The sequence below is a fragment of the Bradyrhizobium sp. RDI18 genome (assembly GCF_043203335.1).
GTDB lineage: Bacteria > Pseudomonadota > Alphaproteobacteria > Rhizobiales > Xanthobacteraceae > Bradyrhizobium > Bradyrhizobium retamae.
This window is the reverse complement of the sequence record NZ_JBICRN010000008.1, coordinates 5,151,721-5,165,772: the sequence shown is the minus strand read 5'-3', so window position 1 is coordinate 5,165,772 and position 14,052 is coordinate 5,151,721. Positions and strand designations below refer to the sequence as shown.

The 14,052-nt window shown below is 63.9% G+C and carries 14 protein-coding genes; 5 read left to right on the top strand and 9 right to left on the bottom strand.

The window, feature by feature from the left end:
- The first annotated feature begins 96 nt into the window (after positions 1–96).
- On the top strand, positions 97–1,494 hold the full coding sequence (locus ACFXS9_RS34030) for a flavin monoamine oxidase family protein (RefSeq protein ID WP_392696849.1): 1,398 nt from the start codon (positions 97–99) through the stop codon (positions 1,492–1,494).
- Positions 1,494–2,171 (top strand): ATP-binding protein, encoded by a 678-nt coding sequence (locus ACFXS9_RS34025; RefSeq protein ID WP_392696847.1) that lies wholly within the window; start codon positions 1,494–1,496, stop codon positions 2,169–2,171. Before ACFXS9_RS34030 ends, ACFXS9_RS34025 begins: the two co-directional genes overlap by 1 nt.
- A 214-nt stretch (positions 2,172–2,385) precedes the next feature.
- Here the strand turns inward: ACFXS9_RS34025 and ACFXS9_RS34020 are convergent, their stop codons facing one another.
- The 6 genes from ACFXS9_RS34020 to rpmI form a co-directional block, all read right to left on the bottom strand.
- The gene (locus tag ACFXS9_RS34020) at positions 2,386–3,366 is read right to left on the bottom strand and encodes an IS110 family transposase (RefSeq protein ID WP_392695954.1); all 981 of its coding nucleotides are present in this window, start codon (positions 3,364–3,366) and stop codon (positions 2,386–2,388) included.
- Between the two features lie 314 nt (positions 3,367–3,680).
- Positions 3,681–4,451: a sulfite exporter TauE/SafE family protein gene (locus tag ACFXS9_RS34015; protein WP_392696844.1), complete on the bottom strand. Its 771-nt coding sequence runs from the start codon at positions 4,449–4,451 to the stop codon at positions 3,681–3,683.
- Positions 4,452–4,668: 217 nt separating this feature from the next.
- A complete protein-coding gene (gene pheT / locus ACFXS9_RS34010) occupies positions 4,669–7,077 on the bottom strand; it encodes a phenylalanine--tRNA ligase subunit beta (RefSeq protein ID WP_392696841.1) in 2,409 nt (802 codons plus the stop codon).
- A gap of 83 nt (positions 7,078–7,160) precedes the next feature.
- Entirely contained in the window at positions 7,161–8,234 is a 1,074-nt protein-coding gene (gene pheS, locus ACFXS9_RS34005) for a phenylalanine--tRNA ligase subunit alpha (RefSeq protein WP_392696838.1), read from the bottom strand.
- Between the two features lie 225 nt (positions 8,235–8,459).
- Positions 8,460–8,819, bottom strand: a complete 360-nt coding sequence (gene rplT / locus ACFXS9_RS34000) for a 50S ribosomal protein L20 (RefSeq protein WP_028347928.1) — start codon at positions 8,817–8,819, stop codon at positions 8,460–8,462.
- A 77-nt stretch (positions 8,820–8,896) separates the two neighbouring features.
- Positions 8,897–9,097, bottom strand: a complete 201-nt coding sequence (rpmI, locus tag ACFXS9_RS33995; protein WP_008539890.1) for a 50S ribosomal protein L35 — start codon at positions 9,095–9,097, stop codon at positions 8,897–8,899.
- Between the two features lie 262 nt (positions 9,098–9,359).
- Between rpmI and ACFXS9_RS33990 the strand changes: the two genes are divergently transcribed.
- Entirely contained in the window at positions 9,360–9,788 is a 429-nt protein-coding gene (locus ACFXS9_RS33990; RefSeq protein WP_392696827.1) for a hypothetical protein, read from the top strand.
- Between the two features lie 65 nt (positions 9,789–9,853).
- On the opposite strand, the gene infC is transcribed toward ACFXS9_RS33990, so the two are convergent.
- A complete protein-coding gene (infC, locus tag ACFXS9_RS33985; protein ID WP_028347926.1) occupies positions 9,854–10,393 on the bottom strand; it encodes a translation initiation factor IF-3 in 540 nt (179 codons plus the stop codon).
- 224 nt (positions 10,394–10,617) lie between these two features.
- Between infC and ACFXS9_RS33980 the strand changes: the two genes are divergently transcribed.
- Both ACFXS9_RS33980 and ACFXS9_RS33975 read left to right on the top strand, forming a co-directional pair.
- Positions 10,618–11,424: an alpha/beta hydrolase gene (locus ACFXS9_RS33980; protein ID WP_392696824.1), complete on the top strand. Its 807-nt coding sequence runs from the start codon at positions 10,618–10,620 to the stop codon at positions 11,422–11,424.
- 146 nt (positions 11,425–11,570) lie between these two features.
- Entirely contained in the window at positions 11,571–12,041 is a 471-nt protein-coding gene (locus ACFXS9_RS33975; protein WP_392696821.1) for a nuclear transport factor 2 family protein, read from the top strand.
- Between the two features lie 21 nt (positions 12,042–12,062).
- Here the strand turns inward: ACFXS9_RS33975 and queG are convergent, their stop codons facing one another.
- Both queG and ACFXS9_RS33965 read right to left on the bottom strand, forming a co-directional pair.
- A complete protein-coding gene (gene queG / locus ACFXS9_RS33970; protein WP_392696818.1) occupies positions 12,063–13,250 on the bottom strand; it encodes a tRNA epoxyqueuosine(34) reductase QueG in 1,188 nt (395 codons plus the stop codon).
- Complete coding sequence (locus ACFXS9_RS33965) at positions 13,199–13,891, bottom strand: glutathione S-transferase family protein (RefSeq protein WP_392696816.1); 693 nt, start codon at positions 13,889–13,891, stop codon at positions 13,199–13,201. The genes queG and ACFXS9_RS33965 overlap by 52 nt, the downstream gene beginning before the upstream one ends.
- Positions 13,892–14,052 lie beyond the last annotated feature (161 nt).

Here is a 14,052-nt window from a genome sequence, read left to right as displayed (position 1 = left end):
ATCATGATTGATTCACCATGAGTGTTGCTGCGTCACGTGAGATGCTGCACAGTTCGCTAGCTGTTCTCTCGTCCTTCAGGTCCTGGAAACCATGACATGACATTGACCCGCCGCAGCTTTCTGTCGGCGTCCGCAGGCCTGGCGGCAGTTCCGGTTTTGTCTGGTGCGCGTGCGGGGGCCGCGCCCTTGCCGCGGGATGCCGACATCGTGGTGATCGGCGCAGGCGCGGCCGGCATTGCTGCGGCGCGGCGGATCATGGCGGCGAACCGCAGGGTGATTGTGGTGGAGGCAACGAGCCAGATCGGCGGCCGCTGCCAGACCGACGTTTCGACTTTCGACGTACCGTTCGACCGCGGCGCGCGCTGGATGCACAATCCCGAGACCAATCCGATGATCAAGCTGGCGCGGGCGGCCGGGCTCGAGATCACGAGCGCGCCATCGGGCCAGAAGATCCGCATCGGTCGCCGCAATGCCCGAGCCGGCGAGACCGAAGAGTTTCTGGCGGCGCTGGTGCGCGCCAACCGCGCCATCGACGACGCCGCGCGGCGGTTCGATGTTTCCTGTGCTTCCGTGCTGCCGAAGGATCTCGGCGTCTGGGCGGGCACGGCGGAATTCGTGTTGGGGGCCAGCTTCTCTGGCAAGGATCTGAACGACGTCTCGGTCGGCGACAAGTCGCGCGCGCAGGATCGCAACATCGCGATCGGCTGCCGCCAGGGACTGGGCACACTGATCGCAAAACTTGGCGAGCAGGTGCCGGTGGCGCTGTCGACGCCCGCCAATCGCATCGTCTGGAGCAACCGCGACGTCATGGTGGAAACACCTGCCGGAAAGATCGTCGCCCGCGCAGCCGTCGTCACAGTGTCGAGCAACGTGCTGGCGGCCGGCAATATCAAATTCGCGCCCGACATCCCGAAGCGCATGCTGGACGCCGCTTCGAAACTCAGTCTCGGCAGCTACGATCGGATCGCGCTGCAGATGACCGGTAATCCGCTTGGCCTCGCCCGTGACGATGTTGTCATCGAGCAGAGCAATTCGACTAGGACGGCGCTGATATCAGCCAATATCGGCGGCTCGTCGCTCTGCACCCTCGATGTCGGCGGCTCGTTCGGCCGCGATCTTTCCGCGCAGGGCGAGAAGGCCATGGTGGCGTTTGCGGTGGAATGGCTGACGAAGCTGTACGGCAGCGAGGCGGCCGCCGCGGTGACGAAATCGAGCGCGACGCGCTGGAACGCGGCGCCGTTCACGCTCGGCGCGATGTCAGCGGCCGGTCCTGGCGGGCAATCCTCGCGAAAGGTTCTGACCGAGCCGATCGGCTGCATGTATCTCGCCGGCGAAGCGACCCATGAAACGCTGTGGGGAACGATCGACGGCGCTTGGGAAAGCGGCGAACGCGCGGCAGAGGCGGCCCTGCGGCGGATCGGTGCGTTGAAGGATCCCGAGCCGGAGGCGCGGCCGGCGAAGCAGCGGCGGCGCGCACCGTCTCCGAGCAACTGATGGCCCGTCCCAAAGCACTGATCTCCTGGTCGAGCGGCAAGGATTCGGCCTTTGCGCTGCACGAAGTGATGCGCGCGGGCGAATTCGAGGTGGTCGGCGCGCTGACCACCGTGACCGAGACGTTCGGCCGCGTCTCGATCCATGGCGTGCGGCAGGAAATCTTGCAGGCGCAATGCGAGGCCGCCGGCCTGCCGCAGCGGATCGTGTCTATACCCTATCCCTGTCCGAACGAGATCTACGAGGCGCGGATGGGCGAGGCGGTCGCGCAAGCGGTTGCCGACGGCGTCACGCACATGATCTTCGGTGATCTGTTTCTGGCTGACATCCGCACCTATCGCGAACAGAAGCTCGCGGGCACCGGAATCACGCCGGTGTTTCCGCTCTGGGAGCGGCCAACGCCGGAGCTCGCGCGAGCAATGATCGCAAGCGGGCTGGAAGCCCACATTGCGACCGTCGATCTGAAGAAGCTGCCGGCGGAATTTGCCGGTCGCAAATTCGACGCAACGCTGCTCGCCGATTTGCCGGAGGGTATCGATCCCTGCGGCGAGAATGGCGAGTTTCACACCTGTGTCGTGGCAGGGCCGATGTTTTCGCGACGACTTGCGGCGATGACCGGCGAGCGCGTCGAGCGCGACGGGTATGCGTATTGCGATCTGGTGATGCGAACGGTGCCGTAGCAACCATTAAACGGATTGATTGTGTGCGATTGATTGTCCGACCGTGGTTGCAGGATGACGGCGGGCTCGCCGTCGTCAAGGCGTGGCCTGGCAGCGGCTGTGGGTGGTGAGAAATTGGAGCGACGGCCATCCTTGACGACGGCTGCGCGCGCCGTCGGTGGGATGGCAGGTCGGGACGAAGAAACGGTCCTGCGGTCGAACCAAGAAACCTCGATTAGCTTGCTGGCGAGGCGCCAATCGTTGCCGCCGAGGGTGGCTTGGCTTGCCACGGCGTGCCACGGGCGACGACCGTGTTGATGAAGATGAGCAGCTTCCTGGCGCAAGCGATGAGCGCTCGCTTGTGTTCTTTTCCAGCGGCCCTCAGCCGGCTGTACAGGGCGATAAGCTGCGGATTCCAGCGCAAGGATGCCGGCAGCGCAGCCGTATAGAGCGCCCGGCGCAGCCTTTTGCGCCCGCCGTCGATGTGACGAGCGCCGATTTGCTCGCCGCTGTCATCATCATAGGGCGCAAGCCCGGCGAGCGCGGCAGCTTGCTCGCGGCTGAGCTGGCCGATCTCCGGCATGCGCACCAGGATCGCGACCGCGGTCGGCAGCCCGGCACCGCCAACGCTGTGGATCAGATCGAGCCGCTGGGCGAGGTCGCGATGCTCGCGGATCGCGGCCACCAAGGCCTTGCGTTCGACCCTCTCGCGCTTGGTTAAGCGGGCAATCTCTTCCTTCCAGACCTTCTGGATGCGCGGATCGCGGCAGGTCTCGAGCCGGTTTTTGTACAGCGTAATATCCTCTCCGATCTGTTCGATCAGCGTCAGATGTTCGGCAAACGGCTGCAACCGGGGATCGGGGGCGGCGTGGATCTTCTTGACCGCAGCAGTGCAGGCGGCAATCAGCGCGGCATCGATCTTATCGTTCTTGGCGCGCTGCAAGTGGAACTTGGCATAGGCCCGCACTTGGGCCGGTTGAAACACCACCACAACGAACCGCTTGCGCCGCAACTCGATGACGACTGGGAGTTCATAGCCGCCACTCGCCTCGATCCCAATGCGCTTGACCTTGTGGCGCCGCAACCACTCCAACAGCACCTTGTGGCCTTCAGCCGTGTTCTCGACTTGCAGCTGCAAGGAGCTGCCATCGATCGCTACGTCCAGCTTGCGTTTGCCGGTATCGATCCCGGCGCAGATTGTGGTACGCTTGGCCATCTTCGTCGACCCTCCCTTGTGATGCGAACCTAAAGTTCCTTCAACCATCCGGGTCCCGATGAAGTGCCGACTGCGATCTTGCTACGTAAGACAGCCCTCTAGGCTTCGGTGGGCATTGATCCGATCAATCGGCGGCCCAGTCCGGGTGGCCACCCAGGCTGGGCCATTCCTCACGGAACAACACAAGTGTAACATGGCGCGCTAATACAAGGGTGGGCAAAGGCGCGCTTGCGCCGTGCCCACCACAACACGCACCGCGCGCGGGATGGTGGGGACGCTTCGCTTTGCCCACCCTACGCAGCTACGAAGCTGCGTCACCGCAGCACTCCATCCAGCGCCGGCAGGCCGAAGACAACCGCGGCCGCGATCAGCGCGTAACAGATCGAGCGGAATACGGCTTCGCTGGCCTTGCCGAACAGCGACGCGCCGAACCAGACGCCGATGCCGTAGACGGGGCCGACCACCAGCGCGAACTTGATCGCATCTGTCGTGATCAGTCCGGTCGCGGTGTAACTCACGGCGGAGAAGAAATCCGAGGCGCCGAAGAACAGCACGATGTTGGCGCGGGCAATCACGGACGGAACCGGGCGGCCGAGCCAGTAGCCGACGATCGGCGGGCCGCCGGTCTGGGCGAGGCCACTGCAAAAGCCCGATAGTCCGCCGATGCCGATCGAGACCGCCGCGTGGTCCTTGCCGCGGTAACGCCAGCCCGAGAGCAGCAGCAACAGCAATGCGAACACGAAGACAGAAATGATCCAGCGCGTCGTCACCGGCTCTAACCGGCTCAGGAAATAGGTGCCGATCGGCACGCCGATCAGCGCGCCCAACACTATGACCGCAGTCGCCTTGCGGTCAGCCTTCTCCCACGCATTCGGCAGCAACGGCGCGGCGGCGACGAAATCGATGATCAGGAGCAGCGCGGCCACCAGCCGCGGGTCGGCGATCGAGCTGGCCAGCGGCATGAAGATCAGCGCCGCCCCGAACCCGGAAAAGCCCCGCGCCGTTCCCGAGACGAAGGCGACCGCGCAGATCGCGATTGCAGCATTGAGGCTGACGTCAGGTGGAATCAGGCCAAGCGAGTTCATTCTTTAGCGCCTGAGATTGGGTTGAGCTGCAACCGCATCAGAGGTGAGCTCCTTCTCCCGCTTGCGGGGGAAGGCTGGGATGGGGGTGTCGCAACAAATGAGACTGTTCGAATGGAGAGAGCCCCCACCCGCATCGCATCTTTAGATGCGATGCGACCTCCCCGCAAGCGGGAGAGGTTGCAGCTCGTCGTGCGGTTATCCCGTCAGACCCGTCGGCTCATCCTCGCAACGTGCCGCCGGTCTTCTTCGTCACCTCGGCCACGATCTTCGCCGCTACTGCGTCGATTTCCTGATCCGTCAGCGTCTTCTCGCGGGGCTGGATCGTCACGGCGATCGCGATCGATTTTTTGCCCGGATCGATGCCCTTGCCTTCATAGACATCGAATACGGCTACATCCGTGATCAGCTTCCTGTCCGCGCCTTGCGCCGCGCGTACGATATCGCCGGCCTTGACGGCGCGATCGACGATGAAGGCAAAATCGCGCGATACCGGCTGGAACGCGGAGAGCTCGAGCAGCGGCTTGGCGCGGGTCGGCCTCTTCTTGGCATCGGGAATGCGGTCAAGGATCACCTCGAACGCGATCATCGGGCCATCGGCGCCGAGCGCCTCCAGCGCGCGCGGATGCAGTTCGCCGAAATAGCCCAGCACGTTCTGCGGTCCGATCTGGATCGTGCCGGAACGACCCGGATGCAGCCACGCAGGGCCCCCGGGAACGATCTGCAGCGCCTGCATCGGCGCGCCGGCTGCCGCGAGCACCGCGAACGCATCGGCCTTGGCGTCGAGCGCATCTGCTGTGGCCGAGCCGGACCAATGCCGGCCCATGCCCTTCGACGACGCAAAGCCGTGGCGCACGCCGGAGGCTGCAACGAACTGGTTCTCGGGCTTGTCGCCCTTAAAGATCTGGCCGACCTCGAACAGCGCGACGTCGGAGCAACCGCGGTTGGCATTGGCCTGCGCCGCGGCGACGAGACCCGGCAAAAGGCTCGGCCGCATGTCGGAGAGATCGGAAGCGATGGGGTTGGCGAGCACGAGCTCGGCCTGACCGCCGCCGAACATCTCAGCGTGCGGCTTGGGGATGAACGACCACGTCACGGCTTCCACCATGCCGCGTGCGGCCAGCGCGCGCTTGGCGCGGCGGGTGCGGGACTGGATCGTGGTCAGCACCGGCTTGCGCGCTTCGTCGCCGCGCTCGAACGGCGTCATCGGCACCTTGTCGACGCCGACGATGCGGACGATTTCCTCGACGATGTCGGCCTTGCCGTGCACGTCGGTGCGCCAGGAGGGAACGGCGACCTTCACCACCGGGCCGTTGCCGGCGACCATGAAGCCGAGATGGCCGAGGATGCGCCGCATCTCGACCAGAGGCACCTCGATGCCCGCGAGGCGCTTCACCTCGGCGAGCGGGAAATCGATGATGCGATCATCGCCGAACGCATTGCCTACGACCACGGTCTCCGACGGCGTGCCGCCGCAGAGCTCCATCACCATTTTGGTCGCGAGCTCGAGCCCCGGCACCATGAAGGCCGGATCGACGCCGCGCTCGAAGCGGTAGCGCGCATCCGAATTGATGCCGAGCTTGCGCCCGGTTTGCGCGATGTTGATCTCGTTCCACAGCGCCGATTCGATCAGTACGTCGGTCGTATTCTCGTCGCAGCCGGAAGTCTCGCCGCCCATGATGCCGGCGAGCGATTCGACGCCATGCTCATCCGATATCACGCAGATCGAGGGATCGAGCGTGTAGGTGCGGCCGTCGAGCGCCAGCAGGCTCTCGCCTTCTTTGGCGCGGCGCACGGTGAGATTGCCCGTGGCCTTCCTGGCGTCGAACACATGCAGTGGCCGGGCGCGGTCGTAGGTCATGAAGTTGGTGATGTCGACCAGCGCATTGATCGGCCGCAACCCGATCGCGGTCAGGCGCTTCTGCAGCCATTCCGGCGAGGGACCGTTCTTGACGCCGCGCACCAGCCGCAGCGCGAAGCCCGGGCACAGCGTCGCATCTTCGACGGCGACCTTCACCGGGCAGAGGAATTCCCCCTTGACCGGCCTGATGCCGGGATCGATCAGCTTGCCCATATCGGCGGCAGACAGATCGCGCGCGATACCGTGCACGCCGGTGCAGTCCTGCCGGTTCGGCGTGAGGTTGATTTCGAGCACGGGATCGCCAAGCCCGGCCCATTCGGCATAACCCTTGCCGACCGGCGCATCGGCCGGTAGCTCCATGATGCCGTCATGGTCTTCGGAAAGCTGCAGCTCCGCCGCCGAGCACAGCATGCCGCGGCTCTCGACGCCCCGGATAGTGCCGACGCCGAGCGTGATGTTCTTGCCCGGGATGAACGTGCCGGGCGGAGAGAACACGCTGACAAGCCCCGCGCGCGCATTCGGCGCGCCGCAGACCACCTGCACCGGCGCAGCACCATTGCCGGTATCGACCATGCAGACCCGCAGACGATCGGCATTGGGATGCTGCTCGGCCGAGATCACCCGCGCGATGGAGAATGGCGCGAGCGCCTTCGCCTTGTCCTCGATGCTCTCGACCTCGAGCCCGATCATGGTGAGCTTGTCGGCAAGCTTTTCCAGCGGCTCGTCGGTGTCGAGATGTTCCTTCAGCCAGGAGAGCGTGAATTTCATGACGATAGTTTCTCTTGTCCCCTCTCCCGCTCGTGGGGAGGGCCAGGGTGGGGGCTCTCGCAGCGGCAGCGAGGCTCACGTGCTCAATCCCCCGCCAGCGTCGGGACGTCGAGCGGCTTGAAGCCGTAATGCGAGAGCCAGCGCACGTCGTTCTCGAACAATTGCCGGAGATCGGACATGCCGTATTTCAGCATCGCGATGCGGTCGATGCCCATGCCCCAGGCAAAGCCCTGATAGACATCGGGGTCGATGCCGCAGGCGCGCAGCACGTTCGGATGCACCATGCCGCAACCAAGAATCTCCAGCCAGTCCTCGCCTTCGCCGAAACGGATCTCGCCCTTGTCGCGCCGGCACTGGATGTCGACCTCGAGCGAGGGCTCGGTGAACGGAAAGAACGATGGACGGAATCGCATGTTGATATGGTCGACCTCGAAGAACGCCTTGCAGAACTCGTGCAAAATCCATTTGAGGTGGCCGAGATGCGAGCCCTTGTCGATGACGAGGCCTTCGACCTGATGGAATTGCGGCGTATGGGTCGCGTCCGAATCGATGCGATAGGTGCGGCCCGGGCAAACCACGCGGATCGGCGGCTTCTGCGACAACATCGTGCGCACCTGCACCGGCGAGGTGTGGGTCCGCAGCAGCATGCGCGAACCGTCTTCCTTCGGATTGAAGAAGAAGGTGTCATGCATCTCCCGCGCCGGATGGCCCTCGGGGAAGTTCAATTTCGTGAAATTGTAATCGTCGGTCTCGATATCAGGACCCTCGGCGATCGCAAATCCCATATCGGCGAAGATCGTGTTGACCTCCTCGAAGACCTGGCTCAGCGGATGGATGCGGCCCTGCTCGGTAGGCGTCTCGCGCAACGGCAAGGTGACGTCGATCGTCTCGGAGGCAAGCCGGGCATCGAGTGCGGCCGACTTCAGGATGTCGCGGCGCGCGGAGAGCGCCTGTGTAACCTTGTCCTTGGCGAGGTTGATCGCGGCGCCTTGCGTCTTGCGCTCGTCCGGCGACATCTTGCCGAGGGTGGCGAGCAGCGCCGAGATCGAGCCCTTCTTGCCGAGAGCAGCGACACGCACGGCTTCAAGCGCGGCTTCGTCGCCGGCGGCGGCGATCTGGCTGAGAATTTGGGATTCGAGTTGAGCTAGGTCGGACATGGCGACGGTACCTTTGGGCAACGCGCGCTCGCAGTCCAAACGGGACCCTCACCATCCGCGACTTGTCCGCCGAAGCTCAACGAGCGAAGGCGGAAGGCGGATGATCCAGTAACCCCGGAGTCAAAATGTCGGTCGGTGGTTACTGGATGCCCCGCCCCGGTGCGCAATTGCGCACAAGGCGGGAGCATGACACCGGAATTGCAAGAACGCCGCAGCGATTGCGAATTAGGCCGCCAGCGCGGCCTTGGCCTTCTCGGCAATCGCCTGGAACGCCGCCGGCTCGTTGATGGCGAGATCCGACAGCACTTTGCGATCCACCGTGATGCCCGACTTCGAGAGGCCGTTGATAAAGACGCTGTAGGTCATGCCGTACGGACGCACGGCGGCATTGAGACGCTGGATCCAGAGTGCGCGGAAGGTGCGCTTCTTGCGCTTGCGGTCGCGAAACGCATATTGCCCGGCCTTCTCGACCGCGGCCTTGGCGGCGCGGATGGTGTTCTTGCGGCGGCCGTAAAAACCCTTGGCGGCCTTGTAGACTTTCTTGTGCTTGGCGTGAGCGGTCACACCGCGTTTGACGCGAGACATGACTGGTATCCTTGATCAGAAATAAGATGACGGGATCGCCGCGCGGGCGCGGCTCGGCTGTAATGACGTGAACGCGATCAGGCGTTCGGCAAGAAGTACTTCTTGACGTTGTCGCCGTCGGTCTTGAACAGCACGCGGGTGCCGCGGAGCTGACGAATCTGCTTCTTCGTCCGCTTGATCATGCCGTGGCGCTTGCCGCGCTGGGCGTGCATCACTTTGCCGGTGGCAGTCACCTTGAAGCGCTTTTTAGCGCCTGACTTGGTCTTCAGCTTGGGCATTTGGCTCTCCTGTGGCCGCAGAAAAGCGCGCCCGAGGGGCGCTTTTGCGGCTTAAAATGCTCGTTAGAGCGTTGAAAGTGCTCAGGTTTTTCCCAAAAACGAGGCAACCCGCACGGACATCGACACGGCAGCCCTTGATCAGCCGGGCGATGAAGGTGGGGCTTATGGCAGAGGAAACGCCAAATGGCAACGATGAACCGCGGGGGGCGGTGCCGTTACCAAGTCGCTGATATCATCAACATCCCGGCCCGGAGCGAGAGAAATGGCCCGCTTTCAGCGATCGATTGCCCGTTTTGCCGCTTTTCCACGCCCGCGGAGCATGCGCTGGCTTCCGATATTGGCTGCATTCGCCGCGATAGCGGCGGCGCCCGCCGCCGACGCCGCGACCAGGCGCAGGGCCACGGGAGCCTATGATGGCATCTGGAACGTGGTCTTCGCCACGACGCGGGGCAATTGCAGGTCCGGCTACAGCGTCCCCTTCACCGTGATAGGCGGCCGCGTCTCATCGGCTGGTGGTGGCAGGGTTTCGGGCTCGGTGAATCGCGCCGGGGCTGTTTCGGTTCGCGTTTCGGTTGGCGCTTCCAGGGCGAGCGGCGGTGGCCGGCTCGCCGGCGCCTACGGCGCCGGCGCATGGCGCGGCATTATCACCGGCGACTACTGCAGCGGCACCTGGCAGGCCACGCGGAGCTGACCTTCGGAAAAGGAAGCGGCCCGCCGGATCGTCCGACGGGCCGCCCTCAATTCCACTCACTCACATCAACGCGGCGCCAGCACCATCACGACCTGGCGTCCCTCGAACCTGGCGTCCTGCTCGACCTTGGCGAATTCGGCGACGTCGGCCTTCACCTTGTCCAGGAGCTTGGTACCGATTTCCTGGTGCGCCATTTCGCGGCCACGGTAGCGCAAGGTGATCTTGACCTTGTCGCCTTCCTCGAAGAATCGCTGCATGGCGCGCATTTTCACGTCGTAATCGTGATCGTCGATCATCGGCCGCAGCTTGATCTCCTTGATCTCGACGATCTTCTGCTTCTTGCGCGCCTCGGCGGCTTTCTTCTGTGCCGAATACTTGAACTTCCCGTAGTCCATGATCTTACAAACGGGAGGATTGTTGTTCGGCGAAATCTCGACAAGATCCATACCCGCCTCGAGCGCCATCTTGATGGCGACCACGGTCTCGACCGTTCCGTGGTTGGTGCCGTTCTGATCGATCAGCTGGATTTGCGCGTTGCGGATATCATCATTGGTGCGCGGCCCGTCTTTGGTTGCAGCGGGCGGGGCTCTGTTGGGACGGCGAATGGGTAACTCTCCAAAGTTGTGAAAGAAGGGCCGTAGTTTGAAGCAATACGCTCAAGACAGCAAGCGAACTCGCGGTCTGCGCCCGAAAACCGTCAAATGCGAGGCATTTCGGTCACGTCCGGCAAATATAGCGCGGCGGCCTGATCCGCAAGCGCCGGGCGGTCTCGTGCTTGACCGATAGGGCGCGCTCGCGGACAAAGCGGCAAGGCGAGAGTGACAGATCCATGACTGATTCAGCGACAAATTCAGCGCCAATCGACCAGGAACCGACGTTTATCGAGGTGGGAGAGGGCGCCGCCGGCCGCCGGATCGCGGTGCGCGCCCGCGCCGGCAGCGGGCCCGGGCTATTCTGGCTCGGTGGCTTCAATTCCGACATGCGGGGCACCAAGGCGCTCGCGCTGGACGCCTGGGCCGCGGAACACGGCCGGGCCTGTATTAGATTCGATTATTCCGGCCATGGCGAATCGGGCGGCGCTTTCATCGATGGCGCCATCGGGCGCTGGCTGGAAGAGAGCGTTGCGGTATTCGAGCAGTTCTGTCGGGGCCCGCAGGTTGTGATCGGTTCATCGATGGGCGGCTGGCTGGCGCTGTTGCTGGCGCGCGCCATTGCCGAGCGTGAGGCAACGCAGGCGAGCCTCGCCGGACTGGTGCTGATCGCGCCCGCGCCTGATTTCACCGAGCAATTGATGTGGAATAGCTTCTCCGACGAGGTCCGCGAGGAGATCCGGACCAAGGGCGTGTGGATGCGGCCGTCGGAGTATGGCGACGGCGCACCCTATCCGATCACGCGCGCACTGATCGAGGAGGGCCGCAACCATCTCCTGCTCGGCAGCGCCATCGAGGTCGGATGCCCCGTGCGCATCCTGCAGGGTGCGCAGGATCCCGACGTGCCCTGGCAGCACGCCTTCGCGCTGGCGCACCGGTTGCCGGCCGAGGACGTGGTGTTGACCATGATCCAGGACGGCGACCACCGTCTGTCCCGCCCGCAAGACATCGCGCGGATCATCGCTGCGGTGGCGGAGATGGGGTGAAATCTTTCCGCATCGTTCGGTGTCATCATCCGCGAAAGCGGATGATCCAGTACACCGCGGCATATCGATTTGTCTCACCCTCTCTGGAATACTGGATGCCCCGCCTTCGCGGGGCATGACATCCCGGGAGACAACGAGACAACGCCATGAACACATCCATCATGCTCCGCGCCTTCTGCGACGCCGTCGAGCAGCGCAACGGCAGGGCGTTCTCGGAACTGTTCACCGAGGACGGCGTCTATCACGACGTGTTCTACGGCGCGTTCGAGGGCCGGGCCAAAATCGCTGACATGATCGACGACTGGTTCTATCGCACAGCGACCGATTTTCGCTGGGACATGCATGATCCCGTCAGTGACGGCCACACGCTCTATGCGCGCTATACGTTCAGCTATCGCTCGACGCTGCCGGAGGCCGAGGGTGCGCGGGCGATGTTCGAGGGCGTCGCGGTCATGCGGCTGCGCGACGGCATGATCATGGAATATCACGAGGTCGCCAATACCGCGCCGGCCTTCGTCGATCTTAAATTCGCGCCGGAGCGGATCGCCAGGATCGTGGCCAAGCAGGGCGCGGCGCTGAAGGCACGGCTGGAGATGAAGCGGCATTTGGCGGAGTGACAACGCGCGCTGTGGCGGAGGTTAGGAAGCTTGCAGCCATTCCTGCCGAACGCTTTCATCGGCCTCACTCTTCGAAGCTCTCGCAGCCAGCGCGTCGAATTTGTCCCGCTCCATCAATCGCGACAGCGCCCAGACCGCTGCGCCACGCACGAGCGGGCTTGCATCGTCAAGCAATCGCTCTGCTTCAATCGCCAGCGCCGCATCCCCGGCATTGCCGATCGCGATCAGCACGTTGCGGACAAATCGGTCACGGCCGATGCGCTTGACTGGCGATCTCGAAAACAGAGCGCGAAATGCGGCGTCGTCGAGCCGCGCCAACTCTCCCAGCGAAGGCGCGCGCAATTCCGCGCGCGCGGCGAGTTTGGTTTCCCGGCCTGTTTGCGCGAATTTGTTCCACGGGCACACGGCGAGGCAATCGTCGCAGCCATAGATGCGGTTGCCGATGCTTTTGCGGAATTCGTGCGGGATCGGGCCCTTGTTCTCGATCGTCAGGTAGGAAATGCAGCGTCGCGCATCGAGCTTGTAAGGTGCGGGGAACGCAGCAGTCGGGCAGATCTTCTGGCAGGCGTTGCAGGTTCCGCAATGGTCGGTGTCGGCGGTGTCGCGCGGCAGCTCGGCGGCGGTGAAGATCGCGCCGAGAAACAGCCATGAGCCGAATTCGCGCGAGACCAGATTGGTGTGCTTGCCTTGCCAGCCTAGCCCTGCCGCCTGCGCCAGCGGCTTTTCCATCACCGCTGCGGTATCGATGAACACTTTCACTTCCTCGCCCGATGCCGCGACCAGCCATCGCGCCAGCGTCTTCAGGCGCTTCTTGATCACGTCGTGATAGTCGTCGCCCTGGGCATAGGCTGAGATTGCGCCGCGTGTGCGCCTTTCGAGAAGCGCGAGCGGATTGTCATCGGGTCCGTAATTGAAGCCGAGCATGATGATCGACCGCACGCCCGGCCACAGCACGCGCGGATCCATCCGCCGCTCGGGCTGAGCGGCGAGCCAGTCCATGTCGCCATGCGCGCCGGCATCGAGGAACTCGCGGAAATACTTTCCGGCATTGCCGAGCGCGCCGGGATCGGTGACGCCGATGCAATCGAAACCGAGCGTCGCGGCTTCGCGCACGAGCGCGGACTTTAGATCGCTGGCGGAGAGCTTGACGGCCTTGTTCAGAAGTCGAGGTCCACGTAGGTGCGTGACGCCGGCACGCCCGCCAGCCACTCGCTCAAGAGCGGACGGAACGACGGACGGGATTTCACCCGCGCGTACCATGCCTTTGCCGCTTCGTCCTCGCTCCATGGCACATCGCCCAGATAATCGATCGCCGAAAGGTGCGCCGCGGCGGCGAGATCCGCGTAGCTCAGCCGGTCGCCGGCGAGGAAGTTCCGCGTCTGCGCCAGCCAGCCGATATAGGCCAGATGATAGCGCACATTGACCTTGGCCGCGCGGATCACGTCGGCCGCTGGCGCGCCGCCGCCATTCTCCTCGCTCATGAAACGCTTATAGATGCGCTCGGTTACCAGCGGGTTCGATGCCTCCTCGAAGAATTTTTCGTTGAACCACGCCATCAGCCGGCGCACCTCGACGCGTTCCGCCATCGACGCCGGCAACAGCCGCCGCTCGCCGGCCTCCAGGCCGTGCGTCTCGTCGAGATATTCGGCGATGACGCCAGCGCCGGGAATCGGCGGAAAGCCGTCAGCCATCAACACCGGCGTGGTGCACGCGGGATTGAGCGCGAGAAACCCTTCACGCCGTTCCCAGGCTCGCTCTTCCACCAGGCGCAGGTCGAGGCCGTGTTCGCCCAGCACCAGGCGAATGAAGCGCGAATGCGGACAGAACGGATGATGATAGAGCGTGTACATGAAATCCTTGAACAATTCGCGGCGACGCTCAAGGAACCTGAGCGGTCAAGCCGCGTCATGCAAATCGCGACGCTAGAGCCTATTCGGTTCTGCCTGAAATCAGAACCGAATAGGCTCCAGCCATTGTTTTGACGCGTTTTGTTTGCGCGAACCGGGATTCA

Excerpts from the sequence above, each read along its gene's own strand:
- rplT (WP_028347928.1), bottom strand. The coding sequence starts at position 8,819 with ATGTCTCGCGTCAAACGCGGTGTGACCGCTCACGCCAAGCACAAGAAA.
- ACFXS9_RS33965 (WP_392696816.1), bottom strand. The coding sequence starts at position 13,891 with ATGTACACGCTCTATCATCATCCGTTCTGTCCGCATTCGCGCTTCATT.
- ACFXS9_RS34030 (WP_392696849.1), top strand. The coding sequence starts at position 97 with ATGACATTGACCCGCCGCAGCTTTCTGTCGGCGTCCGCAGGCCTGGCG.
- rpmI (WP_008539890.1), bottom strand. The coding sequence starts at position 9,097 with ATGCCCAAGCTGAAGACCAAGTCAGGCGCTAAAAAGCGCTTCAAGGTG.
- pheT (WP_392696841.1), bottom strand. The coding sequence starts at position 7,077 with ATGAAATTCACGCTCTCCTGGCTGAAGGAACATCTCGACACCGACGAG.
- ACFXS9_RS33990 (WP_392696827.1), top strand. The coding sequence starts at position 9,360 with ATGGCCCGCTTTCAGCGATCGATTGCCCGTTTTGCCGCTTTTCCACGC.
- ACFXS9_RS33980 (WP_392696824.1), top strand. The coding sequence starts at position 10,618 with ATGACTGATTCAGCGACAAATTCAGCGCCAATCGACCAGGAACCGACG.
- ACFXS9_RS34020 (WP_392695954.1), bottom strand. The coding sequence starts at position 3,366 with ATGGCCAAGCGTACCACAATCTGCGCCGGGATCGATACCGGCAAACGC.
- ACFXS9_RS34015 (WP_392696844.1), bottom strand. The coding sequence starts at position 4,451 with ATGAACTCGCTTGGCCTGATTCCACCTGACGTCAGCCTCAATGCTGCA.
- pheS (WP_392696838.1), bottom strand. The coding sequence starts at position 8,234 with ATGTCCGACCTAGCTCAACTCGAATCCCAAATTCTCAGCCAGATCGCC.
- ACFXS9_RS33975 (WP_392696821.1), top strand. The coding sequence starts at position 11,571 with ATGAACACATCCATCATGCTCCGCGCCTTCTGCGACGCCGTCGAGCAG.
- ACFXS9_RS34025 (WP_392696847.1), top strand. The coding sequence starts at position 1,494 with ATGGCCCGTCCCAAAGCACTGATCTCCTGGTCGAGCGGCAAGGATTCG.